This is a genomic window from Pseudomonas sp. Ma2-10, from assembly GCF_054330215.1.
In genome coordinates this window covers 78117-95296 of the sequence record NZ_JBTEYL010000013.1, presented here as the reverse complement: position 1 = coordinate 95296, position 17180 = coordinate 78117, and the positions used below count along the sequence as shown (strand labels likewise).

Sequence of the window (17180 nt, the reverse complement as noted above, 5' to 3'; positions counted from 1 at the left end):
ATTGTTTTGTTTGTGATCGTTCCCACTTCGCGTGGGAACGATAGGCGTTAGACGCTGAGCAGCAGAAACTCACGTTCCCAGGAGCTGATCACCCGTTTGAAGTTCTCGTGTTCGGCGCGCTTGACTGCGACATACCCGCGGACGAATTTGCTGCCCAGATAGCGCCCGACGGTTTCGCATTCTTCCATCTGCGTCAGCGCGTCTTCGATGGTGATCGGCAAGCGCAGGTTGCGACGTTCGTACGCACGACCTTGCACCGCAGCGCTCGGTTCGACGCGCTCGACCATGCCCAGGTACCCGCACAACAGGCTTGCTGCGATCGCCAGATATGGGTTGGCATCGGCTCCCGGCAAACGGTTTTCCACGCGCATTGCATCCGGCGTGGAGGTCGGCACACGCAGCCCCACAGTACGGTTTTCTTCGCCCCATTCGACGTTCACCGGTGCCGAAGTGTCCGGCAGGAAGCGGCGGAACGAATTGACGTTCGGCGCGAACATCGGCAGTACCTTGGGAATGTACTTTTGCAGGCCGCCGATGTGGTGCAGGAACAGTTCGCTCATCTGCCCGTCGGCATCGGCAAAGATCGGCTGGCCGGTGGCGATGTCCACGACGCTCTGGTGAATATGCATGGCGCTGCCGGGTTCATCGCCAATCGGTTTGGCCATGAAGGTCGCGGTGACGTTGTGCTTGAGCGCCGCTTCGCGCAGGGTTCGCTTGAACACGGTGATCTGGTCGGCCAGATCCAGTGCGTCGCCATGACGGAAGTTGATTTCCATCTGCGCCGGGCCGTCTTCGTGGATCAAGGTATCGAGGTCCAGACCCTGAAGTTCACACCAGTCGTACACGTCTTCAAACAGCGGATCGAATTCGTTGGCGGCGTCGATGGAAAATGACTGACGACCACTTTCCGCACGGCCCGAACGCCCCAGCGGTGCCTTGAGCGGCAAGTCCGGGTCTTCGCAGCGCTGAGTCAGGTAGAACTCCATTTCCGGCGCGACAATCGGCCGCCAGCCTTTGTCGGTGTACAACTGCAGGACTTTTTTCAGCACGTTACGCGGTGACAGTTCAATCGGGTTGCCGAATTTGTCGAAGGTGTCGTGAATCACGATAGCGGTGGGCTCAATGGCCCATGGAATCACATACACCGCGTCAGAGACGGGCTTGCACACCATGTCGATGTCGGCCGGATCGAGCAGGTCGTAGTAGATGTCGTCGTCGACAAAGTCCCCGGTTACCGTTTGCAAGAGCACACTTTCCGGCAGGCGCATGCCTCGCTCATGCAGGAACTTGTTGGTGGGTGCAATTTTGCCGCGTGCGATGCCGGTCAAGTCGCTGACCACACACTCGACTTCGGTAATCTTGTGATCTTTCAGCCACGTGAGCAGCTGATCGAAAGGGACATTCATAAAGACCTCGTTATTGGTTTTATTAACGCCGGGGAGGCTGGTTTCATCCACCACACACTTCCCCTGTGACGCGTTGACGACTATCTTGGGCGAGCCATGACGTTCCATCTATCCACTTTCAACAGCACCAAAACGCACCAAACGAGTGCGTAAGGTCACCCATGACAACGTGCAACCCCCTACAAGTCCAAGCGTTCAACACCGCCGATGTGGCCGAGCAAATCCGCGCCACACCAGGCTGGGTGCAGCATTATCAGCAAATGTCACCGGGGCATTTCGCCGGGCGCGTGCGCTACCTGGACCTGCAAGGCGTGGAGATTTACGAGGAACAGATGAACACGCGAGTCGAACAGAATTTCAGCGCGCCCGAAGGTGCGTTGGCGTTCTGTTTCGATCGAAGCGACAACGCGCTGTACGTGTTGAATGGCGAAAGCCGCAACATTTGGATCACCCCGGAGAACTACCAGGAAATTGCCGTGGTGTTCGGTCCGGCGTTCGTGCAGCGTCACGGTTTGAACGTGGCCAGGCTCGAAGGCCTGTTCATGGCGCCACTGAATTCGGAGCAGAACGCATTGTTCAGTCGCTGGCTCAGCGGGACGTTGACCCGACTGGCGCAAACACTCGATCCGCCGAGCAAGGAGGCGTTGACCCAGCAGTTGCTGGAAGACTGCCTGTACATCCTCGACAACGCGTGTGTTTGCCTTGATCGCGGAGGTTTACAGCGCCGCGCCGAAGAGCGCGCAGTGATGAAACGCATCGGTGAGTGGGCGGCTGATGCACCGGAAGACACCCTGAATCTGCTGGAGCTTTCGCAAATTGCCGGGGTTTCACTGCGTCAGTTGCAGCATGCGTTCAAGGCTTATACCGGGATGACCCCAACCCATTGGCTGCGCTTGCGCCGACTGAACAGCGCACGCCGCGAACTGCTCAATCGCACAGCGATGGACACCACCGTTGCCGAAGTGGCGATGCATTGGTCGTTCTGGCATTTAGGGCGATTTTCCAGCAGCTATCGGGCGTTGTTCAACGAACTTCCCAGTCAGACGCTTGCCCGCACACCCTGTGGCGTACCAGGTCGCGGGTAGTCTGGGATACGTCAGCTTGCGTTTAAACAGCAGGGCCCCACTCAGACCGAAAAACAGGGGTCAGGCGTGGGCGACTTTCTCGACATCGTCGAAGTAACCTTGCAACGGCTGAAGCGTCGCTATCGCCAATGAACTTCCGCGCAGACGACCTTCCGGAGCCCGATGGATGGGAACAGGCAGACTTCCCGCACCTGTAGGGTGCGACATACCCGCTCGGCCGTATCTGCCAATGGATGCTGCAGGCGCACTTCAACCTCAAGCAGAGCAAGCCCTGTTTGAACTAACGCTTTCACATCTAAAACAGGCGGTCGGCGAAACACTAGAAGGCACTAGCACAAACGGGTACTGCTTCAGCAGCTCAGCTATCAAGGTGTCTGGAATTAGTTGACCACTACACCTCGTAAATCATTTCGCCGAACAATTCACCACCAGCCCCGACTACCGCCCCGCCAGCATATGAGCCTGCCGCTACGACTACAACGCCGCATGCGAGGGTATTTTGATACAACAACCGCACGCATCGGGGGCGTGTGGTACCTCTATCAAAAAAAGCCCGGCAGTGTCGCAATACCGGGCTTTGTTATTAGGACGGTACTCAGAATCGGTAGTTAGTGCTCAACTCCAGAGTCCGTGGTGCACCGGGTGTGATCAGATCCACGGAGCCATGCGCCGAGGCGTAATAGTCCTTGTCGAAGACGTTACGCAAACGCAGGGCCATGTCCCATTTCGGCAGGTTGTAGAGCAAGGCTGCGTCCACGGTGGTGTAGGCAGGCATGACCACTTGGTTATCCAGGGCGGTATAACGGTCATCGACATAGTTCGCCCCCATGCCTACACGCCACTCCTGTGTCAAAGAACGTACCAACCACAAATTGGCACTGTGGCGCGGGGTCAAGGTCGGAGTCTGGCCTTCGTTGGCGACACCGTTGGTACGGCTGTTGGACTTGGTGATCTCGGCATCCAGATAGGCGTAACCGGCATAGACCTGCCATTTGTCGCTCAACTGCCCACTGGCGGTCAGTTCGAGACCATCAGTACGCTGCTCTCCCGCAAGCACCAGTTTGGTCGGGTTCGCCGGATCGGTGGTTTTCATATTGGTGCGTTCCAGCCGGAACAGCGCGGCCGTCAGCGCCAGACGATTGTCGAGCAGGTCCCACTTGCCGCCGATCTCGAAGTTGGTGGTCTCTTCCGGCTCCAAGTCCTGGTTGGTCGTACTCAGGGCGAACATTTCAGCTGACGGTTGGTAGGAACGGCTTACCGAGACGTAATAGGACTGAATCTGGTCAGGCTGATAAACCAGGCCGACTCGCGGGCTCCAGGTGGTATCCGATCGGGACAGGGTGTTATGCGTCAGATCATCAGAGTATTCCTGGTCGAACAAGTCATACCGTACGCCTAGAAGGGCTTTCCACTGTGGCGCCAGTTCAATCAGATCCTGCAGGTAGAATCCGGCGGTATCCTGGGTGTTGGTGCCCTTGGCGGTTTGCCGGTTAGCCTGGAACGGCACATCGACCAGAGCATCGCGATACACCGGCACCCGCGCTACGTTGCTCTGGCTGAACACGGACTGGTCCTTGACCTGGCGCCCTAGTTCCACGCCATAGAGTAAGTTGTGGTTCATCCCGGCGAGCGTGGCCTGTTGCTTGAGTTCGGTCTGGTTGAACCAGCCATCTTCCTTGCGCTGCACATTGCCACGGTTGAGCTTCACCAACAGTTCGCCGTTGGGGGCGGTGACGAAGCGTGTCGGGCTGGAGTCGGCGAGTGTGTTATTGCGATCCAGGTCGTAATGGTAGTAGCGGCTGGTGTTGCTCAGGGTGAAATTGTCGTTGATCCGGTAGTCGACACCGGCCGTGAACGAAAATACCTCGCTGCGGGTGTAGTCGTCATCCGGATCGGCGGAGCCGAAGCGTTTGTCGCGGTCCACATCGACTGGACGATTGCCTCGCGCCGGGATGCCGAAGTCGATCAGGCGCTTGTCATACAAATAGGTAGCGCCCAGGTTCAACTCCAGATCGTCCGAGAGCTTGAAGTAGGCCGAAGGCGCGATGGCCTTACGCTCGATATAGCCGTCATCGCGGAAGGTGTCGCTGTTTTCCAGCGCACCGGTCACCCGGAAGGCCTTGTCGCTTTGCTGCTGATCGGCCCAACCGGCGTCGAACTGCGTGCGCTTTTTACCCTCACTGTCGAAGCTGACACCCACTTCCTGCTTGGGGGTGAAGTTGGGCTTCTTGCTGATGCTGTTGATCAGGCCACCAGATGAACCGCGACCATAGAGCACCGCTGCGGGCCCCTTGATCACTTCCACACGCTCGACATTGGACAGATCGCGAAAGTATAGGGCGTCGTCACGGATACCGTCGATGTACATGTCGCCGATTGCACTGAAGCCGCGGATGGTGACCTGATCACGCTGGCCATCGCCATTGGACAGACCGATCCCCGGGACATTCTTCAGTACGTCTGCCATCGACTGCGCGCCCTGGTCCTTGATCACGCTCTGGGGGATCACGTTCACCGTTTGCGGGATATCACGTAGCGGGGCATCGATCTTCAGCGCACTCCTGCTCTCGGTCGTCATATAGCTCTGCTCGTTGTACTCACTGTTTACAGCAGTTGCCGGCAGGGTCAGAACAGGCTCGGTTTGTGCCCGTAGATCAGGTACAAAAAAAACGCCCAGCAACGACAGAGAGGCCGGGTAAATGCGCGATAGAGCCACCATGGACACCTTTTGTGTGAATTATCGCGCGAATAATAACGATTATCTTTTGTAAGTAAATACATATCATTTCGATACAGGTGACTGGCACCTATCAGAACAATCGTCCCAATCTCGTCTATCGGCTGTACTCTTGAGCATTTTCCTGCCGTTGATCGAGCAGATGAACCATCAGGCAGGCATACAGCGTTACGAGGATGAACAAGCCCATGCGGATGGCGAACGCGGTGTAAACGTCCTTGCCTGCTGCGCTGTCCTGTACCGATTGACCCAACAGGATGATCAGCGTGATCAGCGTATTGAGCCAAAACCCCGGGGTAAACCGCGTCGGGCTCAGGGCATACAGCTTGCGCGCCAGCACCAGGCCGAACAGCAGCATCCACAGAAAGAACATCCACAGATGCACAAACAGACTGAGGGCACTCCAGAAGAGGATCGCCAGCAGGCCTGCGAGCAAGGTTGAGCCGAGGAGTTCGCGACCGGCATTGCGGGCATTCGTTGTGGAGCTTTGCTGACCCAGGCCGACGGCCTTCAGGATGATCGGCAGATACCCTGCCGGGTCGATCAGCGCCAGCAGGAATGCCGGTAACACGATCAGGGTTGCACGCAGCGCAATCCGACTGACTTCTTCTGCCGGCAGGGGTGGGGCAACTGGCGGGGAAGGGGCATTGGGTGGGTCCGGGAATAATCCATGACTGAACGCCACGACGACAACGGCGAGCAGCAAACCCTTGACCAGTGCGCCGATGACCATCGCCGCCAGATCGAATTCGGCGATACCGGCCGAGGAGATCATGGTCAGGCCAATCACCAGGAAGGTCATGATCAAGGTGTTGCCACCGCGCAGGCCAAAGCGGAAGACCAGGAACAGACCGACGCTGATCAATAGCACGCCGCTGATGGGGTAATAACGCAGGATCGGGATCAATAGCAGGCCGATGCCGGTGGTCAACATGGCGGCCAGCGTGAGAACGAGTCCGGCCTTGAGCGGCAGCGGGCGATTGACCGAGGCCAGCAACAGCAGACAAAGCACCGGCGCCATAAAAGGAATCGGCAAGCCCAGGCCGAAACTGGCGGTGAGGCTCAACGCCGTGCCGGTGGCCAGGCGCAGTGCGCGTTGATCCCGTGGCGTGCGCCGAGTAGGCATACCCTTAATAGGCATAGCTCAGCCAGCTCATGAACCTTAAAAACACGCGGCCGAGCGGGTTCAGCGGATTGCCTTCGGTGGGGAAGGCCATGACTTCGGCCTGCCCACCCGCACGGATCCCCCGACTGTCACGCAAGGTCTTCAGTGCGTCTGGCGAAAACTCGATAATGACCGGGAAACGCTGAGCCGAACGCAACCAGTCGCGACTGTTCTGCACGCTGGGCAAGGTGCCAGGTGCGGGTGTCTGCCCCACGCTGACGCCATAACCAACGCTGCGCACGCGCCCCTCGAAAACCTCGCCCGGCAGAGCATCCAGAACAATCGAAACCGGCGTGTCGAGCTTCACCAGACCGAGGTTGTTCTCGGTCATGTCCGCACTGATCCACACATCATGAATGGCGATCAGGGTCATGACCGGGCTACCGGCAGCAGCGAATTGCCCTGCGTCGGTACGCAGATCCGTAATCAGTCCGGCCGAGCGAGCGCGGATTTGCGTATTGGACAGATCCAGCTCAGCTTTGGACAACGCCGCGGCGGCACTGCGCAGCAAGGCGTTGTCTTCCTCGCTACCACCTTCCTGCTCGCGCGCACGCTGTACTTCGGCGCGCGCGGCGGCGACCTGGCTCACCGCCTGTTCGCGGTTGGCGCGAGACACTTCGAGCAGGCGCACGGAAATAGTGCCGGGGTCTTCGCGATACAAACCCTCAAGACGCTGATTGTCCTGGCGCGCCTTGAGCTCATTGGCCTGGGTCGCCCGCAAGTTGGCTTGCGCCGAGGCAATGCCGGCGGTGCTCGCGCCGATCTGTCGGCGGGTCGATTCAAGGTCGGCGCGCGCACGGTCGACGGCAATTTGGTAGGGCTGAGGGTCTACTTCGAAAAGCATTTCGCCAGCCTTGATGTCCTGGTTGTTGCGCACGCTCACTCGGATCACGCGGCCCGCCACTTCCGAGGCGACCGGAATCACAAAGGCCCCCACCCGGGCCTGTTGTGTGTAGGGTGTGAAACGATCCGCCAGCAGGTACCAAGTCAGACTCAGAAGGATCAGTAGGAGGACCCACTTGATGCCTTTTTTCGTTGGGTCGGCAGCCGGCGCTGATGCCTGGGCGACTGGGGGCTCGGACGAGGAAGGGGCTGTTTCACTCATGGGTCTTTTACCTCGTAAGACATTGGAATGGCAGGCTGTGCAGTGGAGGGCTCTTCCAGCAGATCGCCCCAGTCGGTACGTTTTTCCATCTGTTGGCGGGTGGTCGGATCAACTATTGGCTGGGCGCTGTACCAGCCACCCCCCAAGGCTTTGTACAAGGCAATGACATTACTCACGGCATTGCTGCGGGCGACCAGATAATTGTCCTGTTGTTCGAGCAAGGCACGCTGCGCATCCAGCACCCGCTGGAAGTCCGAGTAACCTTCGCGATACTGCGCGCTGGCCAGCACCAGCGAGCGTTTGGCTGCCACTTCGGCCTCACGCAGGATGCCTTCGCGCTCCAGGGACTTGATCAGGCCATAGGCCGCATCGTCGGCCTCGCGTGCGGCCTGGCGAACTTTGTCTCGGTAGGCTTCGATCAGTTGCTGCAACCGCGCATCCTGCACGCGCACGTTGTTGCTGATCTGGCCGTGATCAAACAAATTCCAGCGCAGACTGGGGCCGCCGATCAGATCCAGATTCCGGGGCGTGCCACTGAGCGTGTCGGTGGACCAGACGATGCTGCCCAGCAAGGTCAGCGACGGATAGAAATCGCTCTCGGCCACACCGATCAGCGCTGACTGGGCGGCGACATTCAGCTCGGCGGCGCGCACGTCGGGCCGACGCAGGAGCAGGTTGGCCGGTACATCTTGCAACACGGCACGGTCAACCAGCGGGATCAATCCCACGTTCTCGACCCGTTGCGGCAGCGCGCCGGGCGGCTGACCAATCAACACCGCCAACGCATTGCGGGTCCGTTGCAACTGGTCTTCGAAACTGGGGATGGTGCTCAACGTACCCAGGTACTGGGTCCTGGCCTGTTGCAGGTCAAGTTCAGCCGTTTGGCCACTGTTGAAGAGTTTTTCGGTGATCTCGAAGTTGCGCTTTTGCTGTTTGGCGTTTTGCCGGGCGACACGCAAACGTGCTTCGGTGGTGCGCAGCGAAAAATAGGTATCGGCCACTTGCGCGCGAAGCAGTACGAGTACGTCTTCATAGTTGGCCTGCGCGGCGAAGTAGCTGGCATCGGATGACTCGATGGCGCGACTGAAGCGGCCCCAGAAGTCCAGTTCCCAACCCACATCGAACCCCGCGCTGTGTTGCCAAAAATGACTGTCTTGCGGGTGGGTGCCGCCGGATTGCCTGCGGTTAAAGTAAAGACTGTCGACACTGGCTTGCTGCAGTTGCGGATAAAGACCACTTTGCGCAATGCCGAGTTGAGCCCGGGCTTCCATAACGCGCAGGCCGGCGATTTTGAGGCTGGAGTTGCGTGCATCCGACTCGGCAATCAAATGATTGAGGACCGGATCGACAAAGACGTGCCACCACTGGCGAATGTCCGGGTTAAGGCTGCGTTGGCTGGACTGCTCGAGGGCAGGGGTGCTCCAGTGTTTGACCCATTCCTCACCGGGTGGCTGGAATTCCGGCCCAAGCCGTACGCAACCACTGAGGCCGAATACACCAAGCAGCACGAACCGGCCAGGCCACTTCAACAGGGTTGTACCTGGGTGCATTACGCATTTCCCGACCAATAAAGATCACTGGAGCATAGCCGTCCAAATGGGCAGGCGGCTGCTACGCTTTTTAAGCGCCATCAAATCTACTGTGATCCGTTAGAAAGGTACGACGATTATGAATAACCCCCCGGGTGCTGTTGAACCTCATTCAGCCGGTTGGCGCTTTAAGTTGGGAATAGTCATTATCTGTTTGATGCTGGGGTCCTGGCTGTTGGTGCCACTCGCAGCGGCAACCGATGTGCCGGGTTCAAAGATCGCGGCACTGACCGGCGTACTGTTCATCAGCAACAAAATCCTGCTGATTCTCGCCATTGCCATCATGGGCAAGTCCGGATTCCAACAGTTAAAGCGCAGCCTGTTCAGTTATGTGTTCTCACTGGCACCCAGCAGGGAAGTCGAAGTGGGTCCATGGCGTCATAGAATTGGCATCGTTATGTTCTTTGTGCCGCTGATATCCTCCTTTCTTGAGCCCTATATCGACAGCATTTGGCCGGGGCTCAGACCCAACCTCTGGCAAGTTCAAGCGCTGGGTGACCTCATGCTGATCGGTAGCTTTTTCGTATTGGGGGGGAATTTCTGGGAGAAAGTGCGCGCCTTGTTTATTCGCACCGCTCGTGTTGCAAACACAAGTGCGGCGTGAATAGCCCGGCGTGCAGTTGCGGCCCTTGATCGATGCTCTGCGTGAGGTAGTGATCGGGCAGCAGGTCGTGCACGCGGATGAAACACCCGTGCAAATGCTCGCTCTTACGCCACCGGCCAGTCCTGCGAAACAGTCGCTGTCGCCTACGATTTCAGCCGCAGCCGCGCCGGTGAACATGCTCGTACGAACATCATCAATCAAATCGGCGTTCTTGTTTCTGTGTTCCCCGGGATTCCGTGAAGAGCCCAAAAAAAACCCCGCGACCGAATGAGGCGCAGGGCAAAGGAGTTGGTTGGTTGCGGCCAACCAAAGGAGCTCGTTAAAACATTATTTGCTGGCGACTGTCTCGGGTTGCCAGCCACCGCCCAGCGCTTTGTAAATCGCGACAATGCCGCGATACAGATCGACTTCGGCCTGGGCCTGAGTGTCTTCAGCCGCCAGGCGCTCGCGCTGGGCGTCGAGCAGCACGAGGAAGTCCGCCGCGCCTTCGCGGTAGCGAATTTCGGCGAGGTCGGCCGCTGCACGGCTGGATTCGCTCTGACGAATCAGCGAGATCAAGCGCTGCTGACGTTTGCCGTAATCGCTAAAGGCGTTTTCTGACTCTTCCAACGCCAACAGCACTTGCTGCTCGTAGGCCGCCAGGGCGCCTTCGGCATCCGCATCGGCACCACGTAGGCGGGCGCGCACGCTGCCAAGATCGAAAGCCGCCCAGGTAATGCTTGGGCCCAGTGCCCAGGCGTTGGCCGCCGAGGAACCGATTTGCGAACCGCGCCCGGCGGTGAAACCAAGGAAACCACTTAGGCTGACCCGTGGGAACAAATCAGCCTTGGCCACACCGATACGGGCGGTGGCGGAGGCCAGTTTGCGCTCGGCGCTGAGAATGTCCGGGCGACGTTGCAGCAGTTCACCCGGATCGCCGATCGGGAGGGCCTTGGCGATCGCAGGCAAGTCTTTTGGGCTCAGGTCGACGGTCAGCGTGTTCGGACGTTCACCCAACAGGGTCGCGATGCGGTTTTTCTGCCGTACCTGTTCGGCCTGCAATTGCGGCACGCTGGCTTCGACGGACGCCAGGCGTGCGTCAGCGCGAACTACATCGAGCTGATCGCCAACACCGGCATCACGCAGGCTGACAGTAATCTTGCTCGATTCCTGCTGGTTATTCAGGTTGGCCAGGGCGATCTTCTCCCGCAGTTGCGCACCGCGCAGTTGACCGTAGGCGTCCACCAGTTCGGCAATCATCGAGACTTGCAGTTGGTACAGATCGGCTTCGAGCGCTTGCTGTTCGGCGTCGGCAGATTCCAGGTTGCGCTGGATACGGCCAAACAGGTCGATCTCCCACGCCATGTCCAGGCCCAGGTCATAGCGTTCGCTATTGACCCGCTTGGTGGTCTGCCCCGGGATCTGCCCCTTGGCCAGGTCACTGCTGGCTCGGCTGGTGATGGTTGGCATGGCGTCATTGCTGACATCATCGCGAATTGCCCGCGCCGTTTTCCAGCGAGCGAAGGCTACGCGCAAATCACGGTTGCCTTGCAGCGATTGAGTCACCAACTGGTTGAGGGTCGGATCTTCGAACTGCTGCCACCAGATGCCTTCGAAACGCGAACGATCGAAGTTCTTCTGACCGGCGCTGCCATCGGTGGCGGTCGCGATGTTGGCCGGCTCAGTGGCGGGTGTCTTGTAGTCCGGGCCGACGGCACAGGCACTCAGGGCCAGTACCAACAAGCTCGGCAGGAAGGCTTTCAGGCTCATTGTTGCGCCTCCAGTTTCAGGGCCTTGGCCGCTTTGCGCTTTTCACCGCGCTTCACAAAGTTACGAATCAGTACGTAGAACACTGGCGTCAGCAACAGACCGAAGAAGGTCACTCCGAGCATCCCCGAGAACACCGCCACACCCATGGCATGGCGCATTTCGGCACCGGCACCGCTGGAGAAGACCAGAGGCACAACACCCATGATGAATGCGAAGGACGTCATCAGGATCGGCCGCAGACGCAGGCGGCACGCTTCGAGCACCGCGTCGAGCGGGCTCATGCCCTCATCCTGCTGTTTGTCCTTGGCAAACTCGACGATCAGAATCGCGTTCTTACAGGCAAGCCCCACCAGTACGATCAAGCCGATCTGGGTGAAGATGTTGTTGTCGCCTCCCGAAGCAATCACACCGGTAATGGCTGACAGCAAGGTCATCGGTACGATCAGGATCACCGCCAGTGGCAGGCTCCAGCTTTCGTACTGGGCCGCGAGCACCAGGAACGCCAGCAATACGCAGAGCGGGAACACAAACAGCGCGGTGTTGCCGGACAGAATCTGCTGGTAGGTCAGGTCAGTCCATTCGTAGGTCATTCCATTCGGAAGTTCTTCCTTGAGCAGTTTCTCGATGGCTTTTTCGGCCTGGCCGGAGCTATAGCCGGGGGCTGCCGCACCGTTGATTTCAGCGGTGATGAAGCCGTTATAGTGCATCACGCGGTCCGGACCCGAGGTGTCACTGACTTTGATGAAGGTCGCCAGCGGGATCATCTCGCCCCTGTTGTTACGCACTTTCAGCTGACCGATCTGGTCTGGTTCGAGACGGAACTGCTGTTCAGCCTGAACATTGACCTGATAAGTGCGCCCAAAGCGGTTGAAGTCGTTGGCATACAGCGAGCCCAGGTAGATCTGCAGGGTGTCGAAGATGTCGCTGACGGCCACGCCGTGGGTCTTGGCTTTTTCCCGGTCGATGGCGGCATCGACTTGCGGCACGTTCACGGTGTAACTGGTGAACAGGGCGGCCAGTTCCGGCACGTTGTGGCTTTTGTTGATGATGTTCATGGTTTCTTTGTACAGCTCGTCGTAGCCCAGGTTGCCCCGGTCTTCGATTTGCAGGCGGAAACCACCGATGGTGCCCAGGCCTTGTACCGGTGGCGGCGGGAAGATCGCCATGTAGGCTTCCTGAATCCCGGCGAACTGGCCGTTCAACGCACCGGCAATCGCGCCGGCGGACATGCTTGGGTCTTTACGCTCGTCGAACGGTTTCAGGGTGACGAACACGATGCCGGCGTTAGAACTGTTGGTGAAACCGTTGATCGACAGGCCCGGGAAGGCCACCGCACTTTCCACGCCCGGTTGTTTCAGGGCCAGGTCGGACATGCGTTTGATCACCTCTTCGGTACGGTCCAGGCTCGCCGCATCTGGCAGTTGAGCGAACGCCACCAGGTATTGCTTGTCCTGGCCGGGGACGAAACCGGTCGGGGTGTTGGCGAAGCCGAAGAAGGTCAGCACCATCAGGCCTGCGTAAAGCAGCAGGGCGATACCGCTGCTGCGGATAACCCGGGCCACGGTGCCGACATAACCGTGGCTGGCCTTGTCGAAGAAGCGGTTGAACGGACGGAACAGCCAGCCACCAAAGAGCGTGTCGAGCACCTTGGAGAAACGGTCCTTCGGCGCGTCATTGCTTTTGAGCAACACCGCCGCCAGGGCAGGCGACAGGGTCAGCGAGTTGAACGCCGAGATCACGGTCGAAATCGCAATGGTCAGGGCGAACTGCTTGTAGAACTGCCCGGTGAGTCCGGAGATAAAAGCTGCCGGGATAAACACCGCACACAGCACCAGCGCCGTTGCGATGATCGGACCAGTCACTTCACGCATTGCACGCTTGGTCGCTTCGACCGGCGTAAGCCCCAGTCCGATGTTTCGCTCGACGTTTTCCACCACCACGATGGCGTCATCCACCACGATGCCGATGGCCAACACCAGGCCGAACAGTGACAGGGCGTTCAGCGAGAAGCCGAACAGGTGCATTACGGCAAACGTACCGATCAGCGAAACCGGGACCGCCACCAATGGAATGATCGAGGCGCGCCAGGTTTGCAGGAACAGGATCACCACCAGAACAACGAGGATCAGCGCTTCGAAGAGGGTGTGAGCCACCGCCTCGATAGAGCCGCGCACGAAAATCGTCGGGTCATAGACGATGCTGAAGTCCATGCCTTCGGGGAAGTTCTTTTTCAGCTCCGCCATCTTGTCGCGCACGTCGTTGGAGATTTCGATAGCGTTGGAACCAGGGCGCTGGAAGATCGGGATCGCCACTGCCGGTTGGTTGTTCAGCAGTGAACGCAAAGCGTATTGGCTGGAACCCAACTCAATGCGAGCGATGTCTTTCAGACGCGTGATTTCACCGTTGTCGCCGGCGCGAACGATGATGTTCTCGAACTCTTCTTCAGAAACCAGGCGGCCTTGCGTGTTGACCGATAGCTGGAACGCGGTGGCAGTTGGTGCAGGCGGCGCACCCAGTGCCCCGGCAGCCACCTGACGGTTTTGTTCACGGATTGCGGTCACGACGTCGGTGGCGGTCAGGTTGCGTGAAGCGGTCTTGTTTGGATCGAGCCAAACCCGCAGCGAGTAATCGCCCATGCCGAATAGCTGCACATCACCGACACCGCCCAGACGTGCCAGCTCATCCTTGATGTTCAGCAAGGCGTAGTTGGACAGGTAGAGCATGTCGTAGCGTTTGTCCGGCGAGGTCAAGTGCACAACCATGGTCAGGTCGGGCGAAGCCTTGTCCACGGTGATACCGATGCGCGTCACTTCTTCTGGAAGTTTCGGCTCGGTGCGGGTCACTCGGTTCTGCACCTGTACCTGTGCGTTGTCCAGGTCAGTGCCCAGCGCAAAGGTGATGGTCAGAGTGATTTTGCCGTCAGCGGTGGACTGCGAGGACATGTACAGCATGTTCTCGACACCGGTGATGGCCTGCTCCAATGGAGCGGCCACGGTTTCACCGATGACTTTAGGGTTGGCACCCGGGAAGTTCGCACGAACCACAACGGTCGGCGGAACCACTTCCGGGTACTCGCTGATCGGCAACTGGAACAGCGAGATGGCGCCGGCGATCAGGATCAGCAGCGAAAGTACCGCTGCAAAGATCGGCCGTGAAATGAAGAATTGGGAAAAATTCATCGTAGAGATCCCTTAACCGCGTGGAGTCGCAGCAGTCAGTTTCACAATCGAACCCGGCGCGACCTTGGCAGGTGCGACTTGGGGCAGGTTGCTGGCTTCCAGCGCTTGTCGTTGTTGTGCCAGAGCGGCGAGGGTTTGCTCGCTGGCCATCGGGATCATTTCAGGGGTGACCGGCGATCCGGGGCGAACCCGTTGCAGCCCCTTGACGATAACGGTGTCGTCCTTGTTCAGGCCGCTGCGCACGATGCGCAAACCTTCGATCTTCGGACCCAGTTCGACCGAGCGATACACCGTGTTGTTGTCGGCATCCATTACCAGCACGAATTTTTTACCCAGATCGGTACCGACCGCCTCGTCGTTGATCAGCACCGCGGAATAGGTGCCGCTGCCGACCAGTTTCAAACGTGCATACAAACCTGGGGTGTAGGCGCCGTCGCTGTTGTCGAACACGGCACGACCGCGGATGGTGCCGGTTTTCGGGTTGACCTGGTTGTCGATGAAGTTCATCACGCCCAGGTGTGGGTTGCCGTCTTCGTTGGAAAGGCCGAGGTACACCGGCGTGGTAGCACCACGTTTACCCTGGCGAGCGAGCTGGTTGTATTTGAGGAACACGCGCTCGTCGGCGTCGAAGTAGGCGTAGACCTTGTCGGTGGACACCACGCTGGTCAGCGCAGTGGTATCGGCGGTCACCAGGTTGCCGGCGGTGATTTCCGCGCGGCTGGCGCGACCACTGATCGGCGCGGTGACACGGGTAAAGCTCAGATTCAGTTTGGCCAGGTCCAGTTGCGCCTGGAGGGCACCGACGGCGGCGCGGGCTTCTTGAGCAGCGCTGGTGCGCGAATCAGCCAACTCGGCGGAAATCGCGTTGCTGGTGCGCAAACGCTCACCGCGCCGGGATTCGTTTTCGCTGCGAGTAGCGTTGGCGCGGGACTGGCCAACCAGCGCTTGGAGGCGGCGAACCTCGGCCTGGAAAGGACGCGGGTCGATCTGGAACAACAGGTCGCCTTTCTTGACCAAAGCGCCTTCAGTGAAGGCCACTTCATCGATCTGACCAGAGACCCGTGGACGAATTTCTACGGTTTCCGGCGCTTCGAGGCGCCCAGTGAATTCGTCCCACTCGTTAACCGGTTGTTCCAGCACCTTGGCCACACTGACCTTGGCTGCGGGCATAGTGGCGGCCGTGTCCGGAGTTTTGCCGCAGGCGCTCATCACCAGCACGGCCAACAGGGCCACAGGGAAGCGCAAGTGTTTGAGTGATTGTTCCATGGATGCATCCGCCAATGTATTGAGAATGGGCGGATGATGCTCGGCGAGAATGTATCGCACGAATTGAATGAGCCAAAAGTAACTATCATTCGGAATGATATAAGGCCCAGGCAAGCTCACTAGCCTGCACCTTTTATTAGGCTGTTATCAATCGAGTTGATGACAATTCAGTGTTGCAGGACGTGCAAAGGACCTCTGCACAAGAGGTCCCTACACACCGCTTTTGATCAAGCCAAACTCTCAGGATCCCCAAAAAACATTTGAATCCGCGATCTTAACCAGCGCTCGCCCGGATCATTATCCTGCGACCCGCGCCAGACCATGTGCAATTCAAAACTGCGCACCGGCAACGGCGGGTCTTCAGCCCGCACACCGCCGGCCGCCGTCAACGCTTCAGCCGTGTAATCCGGCACGGTCGCGACGATATCGGTCCCGCTGATGAGCGTGCTGAGTCCGTTAAACTGCGGCACAGCGAGCACCACATGTCGTTTGCGTCCGAGCTTTTCCAGCTCTTCATCTATAAAGCCGCTCAGGTCACCGGCGAACGACACCAGCGCATGAGGACGTGCGCAGAAGTCATCCAGGCTCAACGGCCCCGGCACCGTGTCGGCCCGCAACAGTTTTGGCATGCTGCGACGCAGTAATTTGCGCTTGGCGTTGGCCGGCAGGTCGGCGGTGTAGCTGACGCCGATGGAAATTTCGCCCGAGGCCAGCAGGCTCGGCATCAGGATGTAGTTGGCCCGACGCACCACCAACACAATCCCCGGTGATTCGGCGCGCAGGCGCTTGAGCAGCATCGGCAGCAACGCGAACTCGACATCGTCCGACAGGCCGATGCGAAACACCGCGGTGCTGGTGGCCGGGTCGAATTCCGCCGCACGGCTGACCGCGGTGGAAATCGAATCCAGCGCGGGAGAGAGCAGGGCGAAGATTTCCACCGCCCGGGCGGACGGTTCCATGCTGCGACCGGTACGCACGAACAACGGATCATCGAACAGCCCGCGCAGGCGCGAGAGCGCCGCACTGATGGCCGGCTGGCCGAGGAACAATTTCTCCGCAGCGCGGGTCACACTGCGTTCGTGCATCAATGTTTCGAAAACGATCAACAGGTTCAGGTCGACACGACGCAGGTCATTACGATTCATCTGGAGTCCTGGCAGAGTCATCAAGCTTGACGAGAGCGGCCATATGAGAACAATGGCCGGCATGAATATTACGGGGAAAGGCTGCTACTCTGCACCGAGTAATTCATTTTTCCTGAAAAGGCTGCTTCGGTTTTCACGGCATTTGACGAT

The 17180-nt window shown here is 58.8% G+C and carries 12 protein-coding genes and 1 pseudogene; 3 read left to right on the top strand and 10 right to left on the bottom strand.

From position 1 onward, the window contains the following. Positions 1–47: 47 nt before the first annotated feature. Complete coding sequence (locus ACXPVS_RS16940) at positions 48–1406, bottom strand: glutamine synthetase family protein (RefSeq protein ID WP_150657966.1); 1359 nt, start codon at positions 1404–1406, stop codon at positions 48–50. A gap of 161 nt (positions 1407–1567) precedes the next feature. Here ACXPVS_RS16940 and ACXPVS_RS16935 point away from each other — a divergent pair, with 161 nt between their 5' ends. Beyond that, positions 1568–2491, top strand: a complete 924-nt coding sequence (locus ACXPVS_RS16935; protein WP_458510948.1) for a helix-turn-helix domain-containing protein — start codon at positions 1568–1570, stop codon at positions 2489–2491. A 60-nt stretch (positions 2492–2551) separates the two neighbouring features. Here the strand turns inward: ACXPVS_RS16935 and ACXPVS_RS16930 are convergent, their stop codons facing one another. The 5 genes from ACXPVS_RS16930 to ACXPVS_RS16910 form a co-directional block, all read right to left on the bottom strand. Continuing rightward, on the bottom strand, positions 2552–2698 hold the full coding sequence (locus tag ACXPVS_RS16930; RefSeq protein WP_458510947.1) for a hypothetical protein: 147 nt from the start codon (positions 2696–2698) through the stop codon (positions 2552–2554). A 388-nt stretch (positions 2699–3086) separates the two neighbouring features. Beyond that, on the bottom strand, positions 3087–5210 hold the full coding sequence (locus ACXPVS_RS16925) for a TonB-dependent receptor (RefSeq protein ID WP_458510946.1): 2124 nt from the start codon (positions 5208–5210) through the stop codon (positions 3087–3089). A 115-nt stretch (positions 5211–5325) separates the two neighbouring features. Further along, positions 5326–6354 carry a DUF2955 domain-containing protein gene (locus ACXPVS_RS16920; RefSeq protein ID WP_458510995.1) on the bottom strand — a complete coding sequence of 343 codons (1029 nt, stop codon included), beginning with the start codon at positions 6352–6354 and terminating at the stop codon, positions 5326–5328. Between the two features lie 4 nt (positions 6355–6358). Continuing rightward, positions 6359–7498, bottom strand: a complete 1140-nt coding sequence (locus ACXPVS_RS16915; protein ID WP_458510945.1) for an HlyD family secretion protein — start codon at positions 7496–7498, stop codon at positions 6359–6361. Next, positions 7495–9048 (bottom strand): efflux transporter outer membrane subunit, encoded by a 1554-nt coding sequence (locus ACXPVS_RS16910; RefSeq protein ID WP_458510944.1) that lies wholly within the window; start codon positions 9046–9048, stop codon positions 7495–7497. Before ACXPVS_RS16910 ends, ACXPVS_RS16915 begins: the two co-directional genes overlap by 4 nt. A 118-nt stretch (positions 9049–9166) precedes the next feature. On the opposite strand from ACXPVS_RS16910, the gene ACXPVS_RS16905 reads away from it, so the two are divergent. Together ACXPVS_RS16905 and ACXPVS_RS16900 are read left to right on the top strand one after the other, a co-directional pair. Beyond that, a complete protein-coding gene (locus ACXPVS_RS16905) occupies positions 9167–9691 on the top strand; it encodes a transporter suffix domain-containing protein (protein WP_458510943.1) in 525 nt (174 codons plus the stop codon). Between the two features lie 7 nt (positions 9692–9698). Continuing rightward, a pseudogene (locus ACXPVS_RS16900) lies at positions 9699–9907 on the top strand (IS66 family transposase); the annotation flags it as partial. Between the two features lie 111 nt (positions 9908–10018). Here ACXPVS_RS16900 and ACXPVS_RS16895 read toward each other — a convergent pair. The 4 genes from ACXPVS_RS16895 to ACXPVS_RS16880 all read right to left on the bottom strand — a co-directional run bounded on the left by ACXPVS_RS16895 (position 10019) and on the right by ACXPVS_RS16880 (position 17030). After that, the gene (locus tag ACXPVS_RS16895; protein WP_458510942.1) at positions 10019–11440 is read right to left on the bottom strand and encodes an efflux transporter outer membrane subunit; all 1422 of its coding nucleotides are present in this window, start codon (positions 11438–11440) and stop codon (positions 10019–10021) included. Further along, positions 11437–14619 carry an efflux RND transporter permease subunit gene (locus tag ACXPVS_RS16890; RefSeq protein WP_458510941.1) on the bottom strand — a complete coding sequence of 1061 codons (3183 nt, stop codon included), beginning with the start codon at positions 14617–14619 and terminating at the stop codon, positions 11437–11439. The genes ACXPVS_RS16895 and ACXPVS_RS16890 overlap by 4 nt, the downstream gene beginning before the upstream one ends. Positions 14620–14631: 12 nt before the next feature. Continuing rightward, positions 14632–15885 (bottom strand): multidrug efflux RND transporter periplasmic adaptor subunit MexE, encoded by a 1254-nt coding sequence (gene mexE, locus ACXPVS_RS16885; RefSeq protein ID WP_458510940.1) that lies wholly within the window; start codon positions 15883–15885, stop codon positions 14632–14634. Positions 15886–16112: 227 nt separating this feature from the next. Continuing rightward, a complete protein-coding gene (locus ACXPVS_RS16880; RefSeq protein WP_458510939.1) occupies positions 16113–17030 on the bottom strand; it encodes a LysR family transcriptional regulator in 918 nt (305 codons plus the stop codon). Positions 17031–17180 lie beyond the last annotated feature (150 nt).